This window comes from Vibrio sp. CCB-PB317 (assembly GCF_022808245.1).
Taxonomy (GTDB): Bacteria; Pseudomonadota; Gammaproteobacteria; order Enterobacterales; family Vibrionaceae; genus Vibrio; species Vibrio diabolicus.
This window is the reverse complement of the sequence record NZ_JALGNU010000001.1, coordinates 520,134-538,567: the sequence shown is the minus strand read 5'-3', so window position 1 is coordinate 538,567 and position 18,434 is coordinate 520,134. Positions and strand designations below refer to the sequence as shown.

Sequence of the window (18,434 nt, the reverse complement as noted above, 5' to 3'; positions counted from 1 at the left end):
AAAAGTAAAACCGGCGTAAGCACGCCGGTATACGTGTACTAACGATAAAGGTATCGATTAAACATCGACAGACAACTGACGAATCTGCGCTTTTAGTCCCGGTAGCAGACTAGAACTGGCGCTGAATTTTCGTAACCCCACGCGAAGCAATGTTTCTGTAGCATTTGGATCGCCAGCCATCTCACCACACATACTGACCGGTATGCCCGCGCGATCGCCTGCTGCACACGTGAGTTCAATGGCTTTTAGTACCGATGGTTCAAAGTAGTTCACCAATTCGGCAACGGCGGCGTTGCCTCGATCAGCTGCCATAACATATTGAGTCAAATCATTGGTGCCAATAGAGAAAAAGTCGACTTCTTGGGCTAACGCATCTGCATTTAATACCGCGGCGGGTACCTCAATCATAATACCAACAGGCAAATGAGTCGCATCCAAGCCGAGTTGGGTTGCTTGATGTGCCAACAGCGCTTTTACTTTTCTCACTTCTTCAACCTGAGCCACCATCGGTATCATCAATTGAATATTCGGTTGCTCGTGAAAAGCTCTCAGAATGGCTCGAAGTTGGGCGGTAAACAATGACTCATGTTGAAGGCACAACCGCACCCCTCTCAAACCTAAAAATGGATTATCTTCCGATGGCATAGGGTAAGCGGCTAAAGGCTTATCACCGCCAACATCTAGACTACGAATCGTAAGTGGCTTATCACCAAGTGCGGCGGCAATATCACGATACACTTGGTATTGCGCTTCCTCAGTCGGCAACTCATCACTGTTTTGAAACAGAAACTCAGTCCGGAATAGACCAACCCCCTCAGCTCCTGATGTTAGTGCATCATCAATATCTTTCGGTCCACCAATATTGGCGAATACTGGAATATGGACGCCATCACAGGTGACTGCGGCTTGCTGAGCACTCGCTAGCGCACTTTGTCGGGAGATTTGCCACTCAATTTGTTGCGCTTCTAATTCCTGCTGTACGGAATCCGAAGGAGAGAACCATAAATGTCCTCGGAAGCCATCAATAGTCACCACTTGACCAGCACGCACAGCATCAAGGCAGCCCTGAGCTTTAACGATGGCAGGAATCCCCATCGCACGAGCAAGAATCGCACTGTGAGAGGTTTTCCCTCCTTCACTCAAACAGATACCAAGCACTTTCGATTTATCAAGCCCGGCCACATCAGAAGGCATCAGGTCGCGGGCCAACAAAATACTCGGTTCCTGAATGTCGATGGCATTAGGCGTTACGCCTGTCATTTCGACCATAACTTGGCGTGCGATATCATGCACATCTGCTTCGCGTTCCCGCATGTACTGACTTTCTGCCTGGCGAAACTCTTCGGCCAACGTTTGCAGTGATTCTACCCAAGCTTGCTCGGCTATCATGCCCGTTTGAATTCGCGACTCGACCGATGCCCATAATTCTGGGTCACTGACCATCATGCTATGAGCGGAAAATATTTCCCCTTTCGGCAGCTTCGCTTGCTCCTGCAAATGTTGAACAACCACGCCTATCGCACGCTTAACCCTTTCAATTTCATCTTGTTCACTTTGGAAATCACGTTCAGGCACTGCTGGCATTTCATGAGTAAAAAGGACAGCTGGAGCAGTTGCGATACCGTCATTGACTCGAATACCAACAACAGCACCTTCAATCTGACTTGAGGCGATATCATCGAACAGAATATCCGTGCTCTCTTCAGGCTCGATAATGCCTTGCTCAACCGCCTCTTTTTCTCCGAAGTGCTCATGAGCTAAGGCTTCAAATGCCTGAATTGCTTCACTAGATTGAGCTCCGAGTGCGCACAGCGTGATCGTCTCTTGGCTACGAACGCCAAGTTTAGCAATGCTGTTTAAGCTTTTCGCGTTCACACGGCGCTCGCCTTTTTTCAACCATAATTGGCAGTCAAAAGGCGCGAGTGCACCAACAATGGCCGCTGCGGGACGAGCATGTAATCCATGCGGATTTTGCACTACCCAATCAAATGTCCGCTCGTGTTCAAAGTTCTCTAATACTGGCGCTATCTCAGCGGATGTTAGTGGCTGATCGCCAAGGTGCTCTCGTTTTACGCTTAACGCATTCTGTGCCTCTTCGACTACCGTCGATAAAGGTAGTCCAGCGGCAGCAGCCACCGACGCCGCCATGGTCCCTTCAACAATGGGGGCCGAGATAAGGGTGACATTTTCCCTCACGTGATCATCAATCAGATCCAGAGCCATTTCCGTGCTAAGCAGGGCGCTGCCAAGATCCATCAACACAACAACCCCTTGTTGATCATGTACCTGCTCAATCGCTTCCATCACGGCAATGGCATCGGTTCCGATCGGGTTCTCTGGATCATCAATCCCAGCCGCAATCGCCAGCTTGGCTTTGCCTTGCGTCATTTGGGTGGCAAGTTCGGCCACCCCTTCCGCAAGGCGACGACTATGAGATACAACTACAATTCCCACCATCTTAATTACCTGCTATTGCCTGCTGTAGTGCTTTAATCATTAACAAAGAAGAGGTTGCGCCGGGGTCTTGGTGACCAATACTGCGCTCACCTAAATAGCTGGCTCGCCCTTTTTTCGCCAACATTTCAATCGTGGCAACCGCGTTCGTTTCTGCTAGCTCAACCATTTCATTCAATAAATGGTCAGCGCTCATGCCATTTTCTAACGACGCCTTCACGCTAACTAAAACGGGTAACCAAACATCACACATGGTTTTATCACCCAGTTCCGCTTTACCACGAGACACCACACCATCCACACCGCTTTTTAGTGCATCCACTAACTCTTCAAACGTTAATTGCTCTCGAGTTCCGACAGCGGCAGCCGTGCGAATAAACAGCGTGCCATAAAGCGGGCCACTTGCCCCACCGACACTAGAAAGCAAGGTCATGCCCGTATTCTTGAGAATGCTGCCGATATTTTGGTCCGCAAATTGCGGCAGTTTTTCCGCGACTTTTTTAAAGCCTCGGTTCATATTGAGACCATGGTCTGCGTCACCAATATCACGATCAAGGTCGGTCAGAAAATCTTGATTCTCTTGATACGTTTTTGCACATAGCTCTAACCAGTGAACGATATGTTGTTTTTCAATTTGCATGTTTGCTCCCCCCTGTTACCACTTGATCGCGGCCGTATCGACAGGAGCATCAAACAGCTCCAACATCTCTTTATCTGCTTTCAGCAACGTAATTGAAACGCCTTCCATATCGAGTGACGTACAGAAGTTACCAACCATATTACGCACGATACGGAACCCTGCTTGCTCACAGTTATGAGCAAGACGGCGGTACACTCCGTAAAGCTCTGAAGTTGGCGTACCGCCCATACCATTCACCATCACAATGTAGTCGTGTTCAGCAGCAAAAGGCTCAATGCTGGATTCCACTTCATCCCATTCACCTTCGTCACGATTCCAAATACGCAAAGTGCGCTGATAAGGTGTGTTTTCAGCAACTTCAGCAAACATTTCATCCACTAGCGTATCGACGTCGGTGTATTTCACTCGCTTGATACCTGGTTCACCATGGATACCAACACCAAACTCCACTTCATCATCTTCCAGAACAAAAGATGGTTTACCCGCCGCTGGCACAACACAAGCATTAAGCGCCACGCCAAATGAGCGACAGTGATTATTAACGCGACGAGCCAGTGCTTCACATTGCTCCAGCGAATAACCTTTGTTCGCGGCAGCACCAACTAACTTCTCAACCAATACCGTTCCAGCGACGCCACGGCGACCAGCGGTATACAGGCTGTCTTTGACTGCAACATCGTCATCCACCAACACCGACCCAACTTTGATGCCATCGGTATGAAGGAGCTCCACGGCCGTTTCAAAGTTCAACACGTCGCCGGTGTAGTTTTTAATGATAAACAGCACGCCCTCACCAGTATTCACTTGGTTACCACATTCGTACATTTGATCAGGCGTAGGTGAAGTAAATACCTCACCAGGGCAGGCACCTGTCAGCATGCCTTTACCAATAAAACCTGCGTGCAAAGGTTCATGACCACAGCCACCACCAGAAACCAATGCCACTTGCCCCGGCGTTTCCTCGTGCCACATGTAACGAGGTTCGTAGTTGGCTTTTAGCTCAGGGCGGGACAATGCCAGGCCCTCCATTTGCTGCAATACAACATCATCGACTTGGTTAATTAACTTTTTCATCGTTCTATCTCATTCCATTTATATTTTTATGTAGGGTATGAATTCATCTTAAACAGAGAAAAAACGTGCTCAACAAAAATCAATCCGTTTCATATTGAAACAACGACTTCGGTATTTTCGTTTCAATATGAAACGAAAAACGACGAATTTGCTTGAATAGTGATCGGCGCCATAAAGCATACTAATGCTTATTACTTCTGACAGTCGGTTTGACACCGAGGTCATAAAAGCATGGAACAAAACCAGAGAGATCCTTCACCACTTACCTCACCAAACCTAATATAAACCTTATCGCTACAATGGATTTTCATTGCAGTCCAAAACACACATAAAAAAGGTTAAAGGTTTGAATTATGGACAAAATTATTATCAGCCCAAGCAAATACGTCCAAGGTGAACAAGTACTTACATCTATCGCTCACTATGTGAAAACATTAGGTGAACGTCCGTTAGTCATTGCCGATGAGTTCGTGACTAACCTGGTTGGTGATGACGTCAAACAAAGCTTTGCTGACGAAAAGCTTCCACTCACTATGAACATTTTTGGTGGCGAATGTTCGCGCGTTGAGATTGAACGCATCACGGACATTTGTGCCACTCAAAAACACGATGTCATTGTCGGTATTGGTGGCGGTAAAACGTTAGATACAGCAAAGGCCGTTGCGTTTTACACCAAAATTCCTGTCGTGGTGGTTCCTACGATTGCCTCGACGGATGCGCCAACCTCAGCACTTGCGGTGATTTACACACCTGAAGGTGAATTTGCAGAATATTTGATGATCCCAAAAAACCCAGACATGGTCATCATGGATACATCAGTCATCGCCAAAGCCCCTGTTCGCTTACTTGTATCGGGGATGGGCGACGCGCTTTCCACCTACTTTGAAGCCAGAGCCAACATGACCTCTGGTAAGGCAACAATGGCTGGTGGTTTAGCGACACGTTCAGCGCAAGCTCTTGCGAAACTTTGCTATGAAACCTTGCTTGAAGATGGTGTAAAAGCAAAAGCTGCGGTAGAAAATGGTGTGAGCACCAAAGCGGTAGAAAATATTATTGAAGCCAATACATACCTAAGCGGTATCGGTTTTGAAAGCAGTGGCCTAGCAGGCGCTCACGCTATTCATAACGGCCTAACCAAGCTCGAAGAGTGTCATCATCTCTATCATGGTGAGAAAGTCGCGTTCGGCACACTTGTTCAACTGGTGCTAGAAAACGCAGCGATGGAAGAGATTAATACGGTTCTCGCCTTCTGCCGATCGGTAGGTCTACCAACCAACTTGTTTGATATGGGCGTTAAAGAGCTTAATCACGATAAATTGCGCGAGGTCGCCGAAGCTTCAACGGCCGAGGGAGAAACCATCCACAATATGCCATTCCCAGTGACGGCAGAAAATGTCTACTCTGCAATTCTAACCGCTCATCAACTGGGCCAATAACCCAAATAAAAACGAGTTTGAGTCTCAAAAGGCAAGCCAAGGTTTGCCTTTTATGCTTCAACGGACTTATCACTTCCATTGACACCTGCCGATGGCAACATCAAAACAAACCGCGTCTTGTCTTTATCTGATGTTACTTTTATCTGTCCTTCATACGCTTGCACGATAGATTGGGTAATCGACAAACCTAGCCCTGCACCGACGCTACCTACATGTTGGCGAGATTTATCTGCGCGATAAAATCGGTCGAAAAGGTACGGTAAGTTTTGCTCGGCAATGGTGTCACCTTGGTTGCTGACCGATATCGTAACCTGTTCATCAACCTCTTGAACGTCAATCACAATGGTTGAATCAGCATACGCATGACGAATCGCGTTGGAGAGCAAATTGCCCACTGCACGCTCAAACATGTTTTTGTCCATATAGAGCTGACCGTCGCCTGAGCTCACGATTTGCACATCGGCATCTTCGGCCAATATTTCAAAATACGCGACCAAACGGTCGATTTCCTCCTGCACCGCAAACACTTCGTCATGGCGATGAATGAGCTTGTTTTCAGCCTTGGCAATGTAGAGCAAATCGTTGATGGTTTTCGTGATGCGGTTGAGTTCTTCCAACGTTGAGGCAATCGCATCCTGATACTCTTCAGGCGTTCGACACGCACCTAAAATGACCTGATTTTGCGTAGTAATGTTGGTGAGTGGCGTTTTTAACTCATGTGCTATATCAGAAGAAAACTCGCTCAAGCGGCGAAAACCAGTTTGCAACCTATCGAGCATCGCGTTGTGTTTGTTGGCTAACTCGCGCAGTTCTATTGGCAACGAATCGGGGTCGAGACGAATGCCCATTTGCTCTGGTGATATCTGTTGAATGTGCTGATTCAATCCCACAATCGGCTTCAACCCACGTTTTACCATCCAACCGCTCAACGCGGAAGAAATCACAAACGCCAAACCGAGCGCCCAAAACAAAATCCAGTCGAGTTTATCCAAAAACAAAATATGGTGGTTGATACTCATGCCGAGCACCACCTGATACTCCCCAGCTTGAAACGCAAACGCGCGAATATTCAGCGAGTCCTCACTCCATTCGATGGCACGCTCGTGATTTAAAACCTGAGGCGAGCTAATGCTGTAGGCTCGGTTCTGAGGAATCGTCAGGCTCGAATTCTGATACACGTTCTGCTTGCCTTCAAACACCCACATGTAGAGCGTGCTGTTATTCGCTTGCTTGAACACATCCTCTGGCGAGCGTTTTAACGCTTTCTCAATGGCATTGAACTTACTGGAAATATAGCTGAAATCTTGCGAATAAAAGTGGCGCTCAATGGCGTACTGTAGGATGAAAGCCAAAGAAAAATAGGTCACGAACGTCATGCTAACAAACATCAGCACGAGCTTATTTTTCATGGAAAAAGGGAGCGAAAACTTAGGCATCACAACTCTCTTCGAGTTTGTAGCCCATCCCTCTGACAGTGTGAATCAGTGGTTTATCGAACGGTTTGTCCACTTTGCTACGCAGACGTTTGACCGCCACATCAATCACATTGGTATCGCTGTCAAAGTTCATATCCCACACTAACGACGCAATAGTGGTACGTGAAAGCACTTGGCCAGTTTTGCGCATCAACAACTCAAGCAGGGCATATTCTTTGGCGGTAAGCGACATCGACTGCCCCGCGCGCGTGGCAACGCGTTTGATCATATCAAGTTCTAAATCTGCCACACGTAATGTTTGCGGCGATGCGACCACTTGCGCGGAAATATGATGACGAAATACGTTTTGAATACGCGCCAGTAGCTCCGCAAACGCGTAAGGTTTTACGACATAGTCATTGGCACCCAGCTCAAAACCGCGCACGCGATCTTCCACTTGCTCCTTCGCTGTCAGCATGATCACTGGGGTGTGAATCCCACTACTGCGCAATGTATTAAGCACCTGCCAACCATCGAGTTTAGGCAACATAATGTCGAGGAGGATTAAGTCATATTCTTCACTGGTAGCGTGATACAGCCCATCGACCCCATCATGTACTAAATCCACCACATACCCAGATTCAATCAAACCTTTTTGCAGATATTCTCCGGCTTTGTGCTCATCTTCGACGATCAATATTTTCAAGTTCACTTACCTAGTGTGTTAGCGGGAGGATGAGAACCCAGTATAAAGCTCGAAAAAGAGCATGATGTGAACCACACCATACTCTTTCCCATTGGTAAACCATTATCGATTGTTATCGCGTTCGGCATAATGCACTTTGACATTCACTTTACCCAAATATTCCAACTGACCATCTTCATTCATGCGTTCTTGCACGGTCACGAAGCCACCATCTTTTAAATGCGTACTACGAGACTTCACATTAAACGTCAGGATATTGAGCTCTTTATTCAGTTCACGAGCCGTCATGGTTTTAAGTGAATTGAGTTCAGACAGAGCCTGTTGATAAGCCTCATCTGACGTTGCTGTCGGGGTAACTGAGATGGTTTTCATCTCTTCGCGGCTCACGTAGTTGCCACCAGTGAAAAGTGGTTGAGCGAATGCAGATGCGCTAGTCATTGCCATTACCGTTACAAAAAGAGCAGTTTTGATTGCGTTCATGTTGTTAACCTTTGAGTGCTTGTTTTCAATGAGGTCATTATTGAACACCGCCTCTGACACCACCCTTTCAACAAAATGACATTTTTGTCATGAAAGCAACTTACTGGCGAAAGCGCTTGAGCGCTCCATCACGCTTAGAACAAAACAAAAAAAACGACACATACTCTCGCATGTGCCGCTTAGGATTTTTGCTGTTAAGCGTAATTACTCAACCGTTACCGCTTTCGCTAGGTTACGTGGTTGGTCTACGTCCGTACCTTTGATCAGTGCTACGTAGTAAGACAGCAACTGCATTGGGATGGTGTAGTAGATCGCCGCCGTGATTTCACTAACGTGAGGCATCGTGATGATCTTCATTGTTTCATCACCTTCGAAGCCTGCGTCTGCATCTGCGAATACGTATAGAAGGCCGCCACGTGCACGCACTTCTTCAACGTTTGATTTTAGCTTTTCAAGTAGGTCGTTGCTTGGTGCAACCACAACAACAGGCATGTCAGCGTCAATCAGAGCTAGAGGGCCATGTTTCAGTTCACCCGCCGCGTACGCTTCTGCGTGGATGTAAGAGATCTCTTTCAATTTTAGAGACGCTTCCATAGCGATTGGGTAGAATTCACCACGACCTAGGAACAGTGTGTGGTGCTTGTCTGCGAAATCCGTCGCTAGTGCTTCAATGTCTTTCTCGAAAGAGAGTGCCGCGTTGATTTGCTTAGGAAGTGCGTGCAGCGCTTCAACAATCTCTTTTTCTTTCTCTTTGCTGACGCGACCTTGCTCTTTACCTAGTGCCGTTACCAGCATCAATAGTGCAGAAAGCTGAGTCGTGAACGCTTTGGTTGAAGCGACACCGATTTCAACACCAGCGCGAGTCATGAACGCAAAATCTGATTCACGAACCAAAGAAGAACCTGCTACGTTACAAATGGTCATCGCCGCCATGTAACCTTTTTCTTTCGCAAGACGAAGTGCTGCTAGCGTATCGGCGGTTTCACCAGACTGAGACAACGTGATCAATAGGCTGTTTGGACGAGTCACAAACTTGCGGTAACGGAATTCAGACGCAATTTCTACATCACAGCTCACGCCAGCAATGTCTTCAAACCAGTAACGCGCTGTCATACCTGCGTTGTAAGACGTACCACACGCAACGATTTGTACGTGTTCTACTTTGCTTAGAATGTCAGCCGCATGCACACCGATCGCATCAGTTACAACGGAGTCTGCCGTGATACGGCCTTCCATTGTGTTGATCAACGCTTTAGGTTGCTCATAGATTTCTTTTTGCATGAAGTGGCGGTATTGGCCTTTATCGCCAGCATCATGTTCTGCGTTAGATTCTACGATTTCACGCTCAACCAGCTCGCCCGTTGCGTCAAAGACAGTAACTTCACGGCGAGTGATTTCTGCCACATCACCTTCTTCTAGGTACATGAAACGGCGCGTTACATTCAGTAGCGCAAGTTGGTCAGAAGCCAGGAAGTTTTCACCCACACCAAAACCAATTACGATCGGGCTGCCTGAACGTGCAACTACGATGCGTGAAGGATCTTTGCGATCCAACGCTACCGTGCCGTATGCGCCTTCAAGTTGTTTTGCTGTTTTTTGTACTGCTTCTAGTAGCGTTTCTGAAGTGCGAAGTTCCCACTCAACCATGTGTGCGATAACTTCTGTATCCGTTTGAGATTCAAACACGTAACCACGAGATTGAAGCAATTCACGAAGCTCTTCGTGGTTTTCGATAATACCGTTATGTACAACAGCAATATCGCCAGACATATGTGGGTGTGCATTAACTTCAGATGGTTCACCGTGCGTCGCCCAGCGAGTGTGTGCAATACCCGTTCCGCCGATCACTTTTGCTTCTTCTACTGCATCAGCCAGTTCTTGCACTTTACCCAAGCGACGAACGCGCGTTAGGTTTGACTCGCCATCAACAACAGCAACGCCAGCAGAGTCGTAACCGCGGTACTCTAAGCGGCGTAGACCTTCAACCAAAATTTCTGCAACATCTCGTTGTGCTACTGCACCTACGATTCCACACATGTGTTTATCTCCGTTTGTAGTTTTGTTCTTCCCTAGCCATGTTTCAGATAGAGGCAGCAAGCAAAGGCCTGTATTCAGAGGGAAGTGAAATATGAAACTGATTACATTATTAGGTTAGGCACAAATAACTTTCACGCCATGTTGTTCAATCTGTATTTTGTGTTCTTGCTGAATATCAGCATCCGTCACTAGCACATCAATTTGATGCCAAGCGAGCTCTAAATTCGGGATCTTACGACCGATTTTTTCCGATTCGATCATGACGATCACTTCGCGCGACACTTCCGCCATCACCTTACTCAAACCAACCAATTCATTAAATGTTGTGGTGCCGCGTTCGAGATCGATGCCATCCGCACCGATAAATAGCTGGTCAAAATCGTAAGCTCGTAATACAGATTCGGCTACTTTGCCTTGAAAAGATTCTGAGTGCGTATCCCAAGTCCCACCAGTCATCAGCAGTGTTGGTTCGCTCTCTAATTCATTAAGGGCGTTAGCAACATGCAACGAGTTGGTCATGACAACTAAGCCACGTTTGTCATTCAACTGTTGAATCAACGCAGCCGTCGTACTGCCACTGTCGATCACGATGCGATTATGGTCTCGAATCAGTGATGCCGCTGCTTTTGCCAAGTTTAGCTTTCGAGTCGAAACATTAGCGCTCAATTCTTCGTGAATGACTTCGGTTGGGATAGCAATCGCACCGCCGTAGCGGCGTAGAAGTTGGCCATTTTTCTCTAAAGAAGCTAAATCCTTTCTAATCGTGACCTCTGAGGTTTCGAATTTCTGAGCGAGTTCGTCAACGCTGACTTCTCCTAGCTCAGAAACCAAGTTAGAAATGGCGTGTCTTCTTAGTTGAGTGTTTCGTTTCGACATTTACGTTTTGAATTTAAGTTTCGATTTGAAACTTATTATAGTCAAACCGAAACTTTCAAGTCCATTTATTTCGATCCAAAAAATTAATATTTCTCGATAAAACCTTGTCCTAAGACAATTCTTAAACAGTGATATTGGATTCATTCAGTGGTAGAATTCGCCACCGAAAAGAAAAAAAATTACAGAATTGAAGGCTATTTTTTTGCAACTTTCTGCATATAAAGTGGGATTAGTCACAAAAAGGTAACCAAAATCGCCGATCTTTTAGTCATAAAATGACTAAACTTGGTGAAAGACTTTCAGAATCTGAAGTACTGATAATGAGGCGAAAAATCGGTGGGTGACAGGCACTAAATGTCATCAATAACGCCCTAACTTCAGAGTAAACAACCGACTTTCAAATTGTAACTATACTTACCGGAGAGTATCTTCCATGAAAAAGACCAAAATCGTATGTACGATTGGCCCTAAAACTGAATCTGTAGAGAAGCTAACTGAGCTAGTGAACGCAGGCATGAACGTAATGCGTCTTAACTTCTCTCACGGTGACTACGAAGAACACGGCACTCGTATCGCGAACTTCCGTAAAGTAATGGAAGCTACTGGCAAACCACTAGCAATTCTTCTAGATACTAAAGGTCCAGAAATCCGCACTATTAAGCTAGAAGGCGGTAACGACGTTGATCTAGTAGCTGGTCAAGAATTCACTTTCACAACTGACACTTCAGTTGTAGGTAACAAAGATAAAGTTGCAGTAACTTACGCTGGTTTCGCAGCAGACCTAAACGTAGGTAACACTATCCTAGTCGACGACGGTCTAATCGAGATGGAAGTTATCTCTAAGACTGAAACAGAAGTTAAATGTAAAGTACTTAACAACGGTGCACTAGGCGAGAACAAAGGTGTTAACCTTCCTGGCGTTTCTGTAAACCTACCTGCTCTATCTGAAAAAGATAAGAACGACCTTAAATTCGGTTGTGAGCAAGGCGTTGACTTCGTAGCTGCTTCTTTCATCCGTAAAGCTTCTGACGTTCAAGAAATCCGTGAAGTACTTGCTGCAAACGGCGGCGAGAACATCCACATCATCTCTAAGATCGAAAACCAAGAAGGTGTTGATAACTTCGACGAGATCCTAGAGCTTTCTGACGGCATCATGGTTGCTCGTGGTGACCTAGGTGTTGAAATCCCAGCTGAAGAAGTAATCTTCGCTCAGAAAATGATGATCGAGAAGTGTAACCGTGCACGTAAGATGGTTATCACTGCAACTCAGATGCTTGATTCTATGATCAACAACCCACGTCCTACTCGTGCGGAAGCAGGCGACGTTGCTAACGCGGTAATGGACGGTACTGACGCAGTAATGCTTTCTGGTGAAACGGCTAAAGGTAAGTACCCTGTTGAAGCGGTAACTATCATGGCTCAAATCGCGAACCGTACTGATTCAGCGCTAAAAGCTGAGCTAGGTTCTCGTCTAGACAGCCCACGTCTTCGCATCACTGAAGCAGTATGTAAAGGCGCGGTAGACACAGCTGAAAAACTGGCTGCTCCACTTATCGTTGTTGCAACTGAAGGTGGTAAATCTGCACGTTCAGTACGTAAATACTTCCCAACTGCAAACATCCTAGCACTAACAACGAACAAGAAAACAGCAGCACAACTTGTTCTAACTAAAGGTGTGACGCCAGTTGTTGTTGATTCTATCGAAAGCACTGACGCATTCTACGTAGCAGGTAAAGAGCTTGCTCTAGAATCTGGTCTAGGTAACAAAGGCGACATCGTAGTGATGGTTTCTGGTGCTCTAGTCGCTTCAGGTACTACGAACACAGCTTCTGTACACGTACTATAAGACTGAACTTCTCATACTTCAGTTGATTGATAAAGAGGGCTTATGCCCTCTTTTTTTATATGGCTTTCTTGCTCTAATAATAGCCTAACTGTATCATTCACCATGCGCAGAATTGCGTACTGTTTAATTTTGTCGTCACGATTAAAATTTCTATGAGGTGTATGTGTCCAGTCCCACTCTTACCGACAAAGTATCAAAAATGATCCGTCAGGATATTCTCGATGGCGTGCTTAAACCGGGTCAAAAACTCGTGGTTGCGGAACTCAAAGAGAAGTACAACGTAGGAGCGTCACCCATTCGCGAAGCTTTGGTGCTGTTATCGTGGAGCAAATACGTCAAACTTGAGCCGCAAAAAGGCTGCTGGGTTGCACCTGTATGTAAAGATGAGTTGAATGACTTGTACGAGAGCCTACAAATGGTCTCTGCATGCCTACTAAATAAAGCAATTGTGATTGGCGATGAAAATTGGGAACTGGACGTCCTAACCGCTTATCACAAGTTATCCCGCTCTAAATCTGGCGAAAGCTTTTGCTGGAAGGAATGGGAAGAGCGCCATAATCAGTTTCTTACTGCGCTGTTTGAAGGCGCTGGCTCTGCCAATATGTTTGGTTTTTTCCGCGATCTACTCACGCAAATTAAGCGTTACCAATATTTTGCTATGCAAATGTTAGGTACTGGAAACCCAGGGCACTGTAATATCGATGAGCAAGAAATGCTGATGAAGACGTCGTTAGATAAAAAGAGCCAGGATGCTTTAGGTTATCTAGAGCGTTATTTGAGACAGTCAATGCAGTGTATCGAAGCGGCCATCGACAACCAATATCGCATACTGGCTAGCGAATAACGCTGAGGCTAAAATAAGCATAAAAATCGGGGTCTATCCCCGATTTTTTGTTTTTGAAAAAGAGCTAAGCAATATCATCGAAACTATGACATAGTGATACGCAGTTACGCCCTGCACTTTTGGATTCATACAAGGCAATATCAGCACATTTATAAGTGCGCGTGCGATCGGAGGTTAAATCACTATACCCGGCGCTAACGGTAATAGCTCTATCACTGCGCAGTTGAACCGCCACACGTAACCGGTTCAATACAACTTCTGCTTCTTCGAGCGTGGTGTGCGGCATGATCACCGCAAACTCCTCACCACCGACACGAGACACAAAGTCAGTACTGCGCACCTCTTTAAGAAGAGTCTCAGCGACACTGCAAATCACTTTGTCCCCTTCATCGTGCCCAAGTTCATCGTTAATGCGCTTAAAGTGGTCAATATCAAACAACGCCAAACATGCAGGGGGACTGTCAGGATAACGCTCAATAATCCCGGCATATTGCGCTAATTGCTCTTCAAATTTTCGACGGTTCCACAAGCCCGTCAAACCGTCTTTTTCACTGAGGTTGCGTAGCTTTTCTTCCAGCTCTTTTTGCTCGGAAATATCCACCAGCGACGTGATGTAATAGCTTACTTTACCTGACTTGGTTAAGTTTGCCTGAATGCGCATAATGGCGGTAAATACGTGATTAAACTTGGTTCGACAACGAACCTCACCTTCCCAAACGTGCTCGTTCGCAAGCTTATTCCAAATATTGAGGGTCGACTCGAGATCTTCCGGTAAGAAAATTAGATTATGCGCATTCCAGCCTTGAGTATGCTTGGTTGAATAGCCCATCATGTTTTCAAACTCTTGGTTCACCATAATGATTCGATGCGACGCATCTGAGATCATCACCGCAGTCATGCCATCAAGTGCAGCCCGAGCTAACTTCGATTCCATACTATGACGTCGATAGTGCAGGGCCAACGCGGTCGTTGGTAAAGTAAAACCAAACACCAAACTTAATACAAAAAACGCTTCTTGGATTAAGTCATCAATATCTCGCTGAGATCGAGATAGTAATTGCTCATTCGTGAGATCAATCACTAGATGAAGTGGTTCACTAGAAACAAATTGGATCGTGCTATACGCTATCAAATTCGAGCCGTTGTACTCATAGCCCGAAACTTCTGAGATCATCGTGCGCCAAATGTTGGGGTACATCCGGCCAAAATTAAATTGAGAACGAGCTGGGATAATATTGCCGTACAAGCGTGATGACTTAGGACTCGCGATATAAAAGCCATCACTTTTAATTAACTCAATATGAAAATCCCGCACCGGTGAGTAGTTGAGTCGAGAAGATAAATACTCAATATCAACATTAAGAACAAGATACCCTTCGCGTTTCCCATTGAGAGAAATCGGCATCAGAATACGCAATGAAGGGCTATAAGGGTAAACAAGCTCACCATTTTCCCGCTCCAGTTCAATCCCCCACGACGCAATTTCATCATTACCTAAACCTTGCGCGTAATGAAAATAATCCCGCTCTGACTTGTCATGTAATTTGAGGGCGGGTGCAGCGATACCCGTTTTGAAATCGTAATTAATCCGTGCTTTTTCCTGACCGGTAATATCAAGAAAACGAATTTGTTTATATAGCTTTTGGTTGATCGCAACCGAGATCCACATATCTTCTAAGATAGAAAGGTTGACCCGGTTCGGCTGACGTAGATAGTCGTAAAGACTTTGGCTGTGACCGAGAAGATCGCTGATCGTCTCAATTTGATCCTGAATATTGTTGTATTCGCGACCAGTATAAGCCAGTTGGTGTAATGCTTCTTGAGCGGTATTCTCAACGTTACTCTCTAATAACGTCAGATATTTCTGATAATAGTAAACTGCAGTGAGCGCACTAAAAAATAGTGCTGTCGCCAACAATGTGCCGACTCGCTTAGGTATTTTCACGCGTCTACTGCCTATAATGCTTACTAAAACGACAATTATATCATTAATTGTTATTTTCTAAACAAAAAGCCACTTAGATTAAGTGGCTTTTCTATATGCAATTAGACAATTACGGTTTGAGTGCGCGCTCACCTCGGGCAATGCCCACTACCCCACTACGAGCAACTTCGACGACTTCAGTTACTTCAGATATCGCTTGAATGAAGGCATCCAACTTTTCACTCGTGCCCGCAAGTTGTACCGTGTATTGAGCAGCAGTGACATCCACGATCTGGCCACGGAAGATGTCCGCTGTCCGTTTCACTTCTGCTCGCGCAAAACCGCTGGCTTTCACTTTCACCATCATCAGTTCACGTTCGATGTGTTCATACTCGGTGACTTCTTGTACTTTCAGCACATCGATCAATTTGTGTAACTGCTTCTGAATTTGCTCCAACTGCATCTCATCAGACGTCGTGGTAATGTTCATTCGCGACAGCGTTTCATCATCTGTCGGTGATACCGTCAAAGATTCAATGTTGTAACCACGTTGAGAGAACAAACCAACAACACGAGACAACGCACCCGGTTGGTTTTCCAATAGCAGTGAAATAATGTGTCTCATATTAAGTTCTCTCCGTTTTGCTTAGCCACATTTTATCCATACCCTCACCTTTGATTTGCATCGGGTATACGTGTTCGGTTTCGTCTACGTTGATGTCCACAAACACCAGACGATCTTTCATATCCAACGCTTTTTGTAGCCCTTCTTCGAGCTGATCAGGCGTTTCGATACGAATACCGACGTGACCATAAGCTTCTGCAATCGCTGCAAAATCAGGAACAGAACTCATGTAAGAATTAGAGTGACGACCTTGATAAATAATGTCTTGCCACTGTTTTACCATGCCTAAGAATCGGTTGTTTAGGTTGATGATCTTCACTGGAATGTCGTATTGCATGGCTGTCGAAAGCTCTTGGATATTCATTTGAATACTGCCATCCCCCGTAACAACTACGACTTCTTCTTGTGGCATGGCAAACTTAACACCCATACCAGCCGGAAGGCCAAATCCCATAGTGCCCAATCCACCCGAGTTGATCCAACGGCGTGGTTTGTTAAATGGGTAGTAAAGTGCTGCAAACATCTGGTGCTGACCCACATCAGAAGCAACATACGCATCACCATTGGTCAGCTTGTGCAAGGTTTCAATCACTTGCTGTGGTTTAATTCGCTCTGGTGACTTCTCATAAGCCAAACAATTTCGGTCACGCCACACCTGAATGTCATCCCACCATGCGGTGATGGCATCTTCATCGTTCCCACCTTCTTGCTCTGCCAGCAGGCCAAGCATGGTTGTAAGCACTTTTTCCGCAGAGCCTACGATAGGTAAATCCACCTTCACGTTTTTCGATATCGATGATGGATCGATATCAATATGCATGACTTTTGCGTTTGGGCAGTATTTTTCAAGGTTGTTCGTCGTGCGATCATCAAAACGCACACCGATACCAAAAATGAGATCCGCTTCATGCATCGCCATATTGGCTTCGTAAGTACCGTGCATACCCAGCATGCCCAGTGAGTTTTTGTGCGTTCCAGGGAATGCGCCTAGTCCCATCAACGTACTGACTACTGGAAGGTTCAGCTTGTCGGAGAGCTCTAAAATATGTTCATGAGCGCCAGAAATCACCGCCCCACCACCGATATAAAGCACTGGTTTTTTCGCTTCTAACAGCGATTTAAGGGCTTTTTTAATCTGGCCTTTATGACCCGACGTCGTCGGCTTGTAAGAACGCATAGAAAGGGTTTCTGGGTATTGGTAAGGCAGTTTGATTTGCGGATTCATTACATCTTTCGGCAAGTCAATCACTACTGGACCAGGTCGACCTGTGGTCGCGATATAAAACGCTTTCTTGATCGTTTCAGGAATATCTTCCGCTTTTTTCACTAAAAAGCTGTGCTTGACCACTGGGCGAGAGACACCAACGATGTCACATTCTTGGAAAGCATCATTACCAATTAGGCTATTAGGTACGTTACCCGAGATAACGATCATTGGGATGGAATCCATATAAGCCGTGGCAATACCAGTAATGGTATTGGTCGCGCCCGGACCTGAACATACCAGTACGACACCCGGTTTACCGGTAGCGCGAGCGTAACCATCTGCCATATGAGTGGCGGCTTGCTCATGCCTTACAAGTACGTGTTTGATTTGATCGGTTTTGGCATGCAGTGCATCGTAGATATCCAAAACAGAGCCACCTGGGTAGCCAAAGATCTGCTCTACGTGCTCTTCTATCAGAGATTGAACCACCATCTCTGCGCCTGACAACATTGCTGTCATAATTGCTCTCCTTAGCCAGTTTCCTCACCGTAAGGTCAACGGATTGGTCTGGTTTTACATAGTCTAGGTCTTATTCGTAGCCTAATCGAAATACTTCCACGTTTTCGGCTATGTCTTGCGTTCGTCATAACATCCCGCAAGGTTACCCAACAAATGTAACGTTTTATTATCAACGGGTCTAATGAGAGGTTGGTCTACTTTTTAAACAAGATGCTAGTAATTAGAATGTTAGTAGGAATAGCAGCCACACATACCTTATTTCACAGTACAACCTAAAAACTTAACGTTTAAAAAAAGAACATTATTTCAGAACCTTTTAAGTATAGGGTGCTAAATAGCTGTATTTGGTGA

Annotated in this window: 14 protein-coding genes; 3 read left to right on the top strand and 11 right to left on the bottom strand. The window is 45.7% G+C overall.

Going from position 1 to position 18,434, the window contains the following annotated elements:
• Nucleotides 1-57: 57 nt before the first annotated feature.
• From ptsP to dhaK, 3 genes are read right to left on the bottom strand one after another with little or no spacing between them, the layout of a single operon-like run.
• Nucleotides 58-2,457 (bottom strand): phosphoenolpyruvate--protein phosphotransferase, encoded by a 2,400-nt coding sequence (gene ptsP, locus MTR11_RS02595; protein ID WP_243326976.1) that lies wholly within the window; start codon nucleotides 2,455-2,457, stop codon nucleotides 58-60.
• Between the two features lies 1 nt (nucleotide 2,458).
• Nucleotides 2,459-3,094 (bottom strand): dihydroxyacetone kinase subunit DhaL, encoded by a 636-nt coding sequence (dhaL, locus tag MTR11_RS02590; protein ID WP_005379705.1) that lies wholly within the window; start codon nucleotides 3,092-3,094, stop codon nucleotides 2,459-2,461.
• 15 nt (nucleotides 3,095-3,109) lie between these two features.
• A complete protein-coding gene (gene dhaK / locus MTR11_RS02585; protein WP_005383055.1) occupies nucleotides 3,110-4,168 on the bottom strand; it encodes a dihydroxyacetone kinase subunit DhaK in 1,059 nt (352 codons plus the stop codon).
• A gap of 353 nt (nucleotides 4,169-4,521) precedes the next feature.
• Between dhaK and MTR11_RS02580 the strand changes: the two genes are divergently transcribed.
• Nucleotides 4,522-5,604 (top strand): glycerol dehydrogenase, encoded by a 1,083-nt coding sequence (locus MTR11_RS02580; protein WP_006742744.1) that lies wholly within the window; start codon nucleotides 4,522-4,524, stop codon nucleotides 5,602-5,604.
• 50 nt (nucleotides 5,605-5,654) lie between these two features.
• Here MTR11_RS02580 and MTR11_RS02575 read toward each other — a convergent pair whose 3' ends face one another.
• The 5 genes from MTR11_RS02575 to MTR11_RS02555 all read right to left on the bottom strand — a co-directional run bounded on the left by MTR11_RS02575 (nucleotide 5,655) and on the right by MTR11_RS02555 (nucleotide 11,118).
• The gene (locus tag MTR11_RS02575) at nucleotides 5,655-7,040 is read right to left on the bottom strand and encodes a heavy metal sensor histidine kinase (RefSeq protein WP_243326975.1); all 1,386 of its coding nucleotides are present in this window, start codon (nucleotides 7,038-7,040) and stop codon (nucleotides 5,655-5,657) included.
• Nucleotides 7,033-7,725 (bottom strand): heavy metal response regulator transcription factor, encoded by a 693-nt coding sequence (locus tag MTR11_RS02570; RefSeq protein WP_005392236.1) that lies wholly within the window; start codon nucleotides 7,723-7,725, stop codon nucleotides 7,033-7,035. The genes MTR11_RS02575 and MTR11_RS02570 overlap by 8 nt, the downstream gene beginning before the upstream one ends.
• A gap of 102 nt (nucleotides 7,726-7,827) precedes the next feature.
• Complete coding sequence (locus MTR11_RS02565) at nucleotides 7,828-8,205, bottom strand: DUF3316 domain-containing protein (RefSeq protein WP_005496993.1); 378 nt, start codon at nucleotides 8,203-8,205, stop codon at nucleotides 7,828-7,830.
• 204 nt (nucleotides 8,206-8,409) lie between these two features.
• On the bottom strand, nucleotides 8,410-10,242 hold the full coding sequence (gene glmS / locus MTR11_RS02560) for a glutamine--fructose-6-phosphate transaminase (isomerizing) (protein ID WP_005392238.1): 1,833 nt from the start codon (nucleotides 10,240-10,242) through the stop codon (nucleotides 8,410-8,412).
• Between the two features lie 114 nt (nucleotides 10,243-10,356).
• On the bottom strand, nucleotides 10,357-11,118 hold the full coding sequence (locus MTR11_RS02555) for a DeoR/GlpR family DNA-binding transcription regulator (protein ID WP_005392240.1): 762 nt from the start codon (nucleotides 11,116-11,118) through the stop codon (nucleotides 10,357-10,359).
• A gap of 433 nt (nucleotides 11,119-11,551) precedes the next feature.
• Between MTR11_RS02555 and pykF the strand changes: the two genes are divergently transcribed.
• Nucleotides 11,552-12,964, top strand: a complete 1,413-nt coding sequence (pykF, locus tag MTR11_RS02550; RefSeq protein ID WP_005392243.1) for a pyruvate kinase PykF — start codon at nucleotides 11,552-11,554, stop codon at nucleotides 12,962-12,964.
• A gap of 157 nt (nucleotides 12,965-13,121) precedes the next feature.
• A complete protein-coding gene (locus MTR11_RS02545; protein ID WP_082240136.1) occupies nucleotides 13,122-13,808 on the top strand; it encodes a GntR family transcriptional regulator in 687 nt (228 codons plus the stop codon).
• Between the two features lie 64 nt (nucleotides 13,809-13,872).
• On the opposite strand, the gene MTR11_RS02540 is transcribed toward MTR11_RS02545, so the two are convergent.
• The 3 genes from MTR11_RS02540 to MTR11_RS02530 form a co-directional block, all read right to left on the bottom strand.
• Nucleotides 13,873-15,753 (bottom strand): GGDEF domain-containing protein, encoded by a 1,881-nt coding sequence (locus MTR11_RS02540; RefSeq protein ID WP_005392251.1) that lies wholly within the window; start codon nucleotides 15,751-15,753, stop codon nucleotides 13,873-13,875.
• Nucleotides 15,754-15,862: 109 nt separating this feature from the next.
• Nucleotides 15,863-16,357, bottom strand: a complete 495-nt coding sequence (ilvN, locus tag MTR11_RS02535) for an acetolactate synthase small subunit (RefSeq protein WP_005392253.1) — start codon at nucleotides 16,355-16,357, stop codon at nucleotides 15,863-15,865.
• A gap of 1 nt (nucleotide 16,358) precedes the next feature.
• Nucleotides 16,359-18,083 carry an acetolactate synthase 3 large subunit gene (locus MTR11_RS02530; protein WP_005392255.1) on the bottom strand — a complete coding sequence of 575 codons (1,725 nt, stop codon included), beginning with the start codon at nucleotides 18,081-18,083 and terminating at the stop codon, nucleotides 16,359-16,361.
• Nucleotides 18,084-18,434: the final 351 nt, after the last annotated feature.

What these genes read in the sequence shown, in the direction of transcription:
- ptsP (WP_243326976.1), bottom strand. Translation starts at nt 2,457, where the DNA reads ATGGTGGGAATTGTAGTTGTATCTCATAGTCGTCGCCTTGCGGAAGGG.
- dhaL (WP_005379705.1), bottom strand. Translation starts at nt 3,094, where the DNA reads ATGCAAATTGAAAAACAACATATCGTTCACTGGTTAGAGCTATGTGCA.
- dhaK (WP_005383055.1), bottom strand. Translation starts at nt 4,168, where the DNA reads ATGAAAAAGTTAATTAACCAAGTCGATGATGTTGTATTGCAGCAAATG.
- MTR11_RS02580 (WP_006742744.1), top strand. Translation starts at nt 4,522, where the DNA reads ATGGACAAAATTATTATCAGCCCAAGCAAATACGTCCAAGGTGAACAA.
- MTR11_RS02575 (WP_243326975.1), bottom strand. Translation starts at nt 7,040, where the DNA reads ATGCCTAAGTTTTCGCTCCCTTTTTCCATGAAAAATAAGCTCGTGCTG.
- MTR11_RS02565 (WP_005496993.1), bottom strand. Translation starts at nt 8,205, where the DNA reads ATGAACGCAATCAAAACTGCTCTTTTTGTAACGGTAATGGCAATGACT.
- glmS (WP_005392238.1), bottom strand. Translation starts at nt 10,242, where the DNA reads ATGTGTGGAATCGTAGGTGCAGTAGCACAACGAGATGTTGCAGAAATT.
- MTR11_RS02555 (WP_005392240.1), bottom strand. Translation starts at nt 11,118, where the DNA reads ATGTCGAAACGAAACACTCAACTAAGAAGACACGCCATTTCTAACTTG.
- pykF (WP_005392243.1), top strand. Translation starts at nt 11,552, where the DNA reads ATGAAAAAGACCAAAATCGTATGTACGATTGGCCCTAAAACTGAATCT.
- ilvN (WP_005392253.1), bottom strand. Translation starts at nt 16,357, where the DNA reads ATGAGACACATTATTTCACTGCTATTGGAAAACCAACCGGGTGCGTTG.
- MTR11_RS02530 (WP_005392255.1), bottom strand. Translation starts at nt 18,083, where the DNA reads ATGACAGCAATGTTGTCAGGCGCAGAGATGGTGGTTCAATCTCTGATA.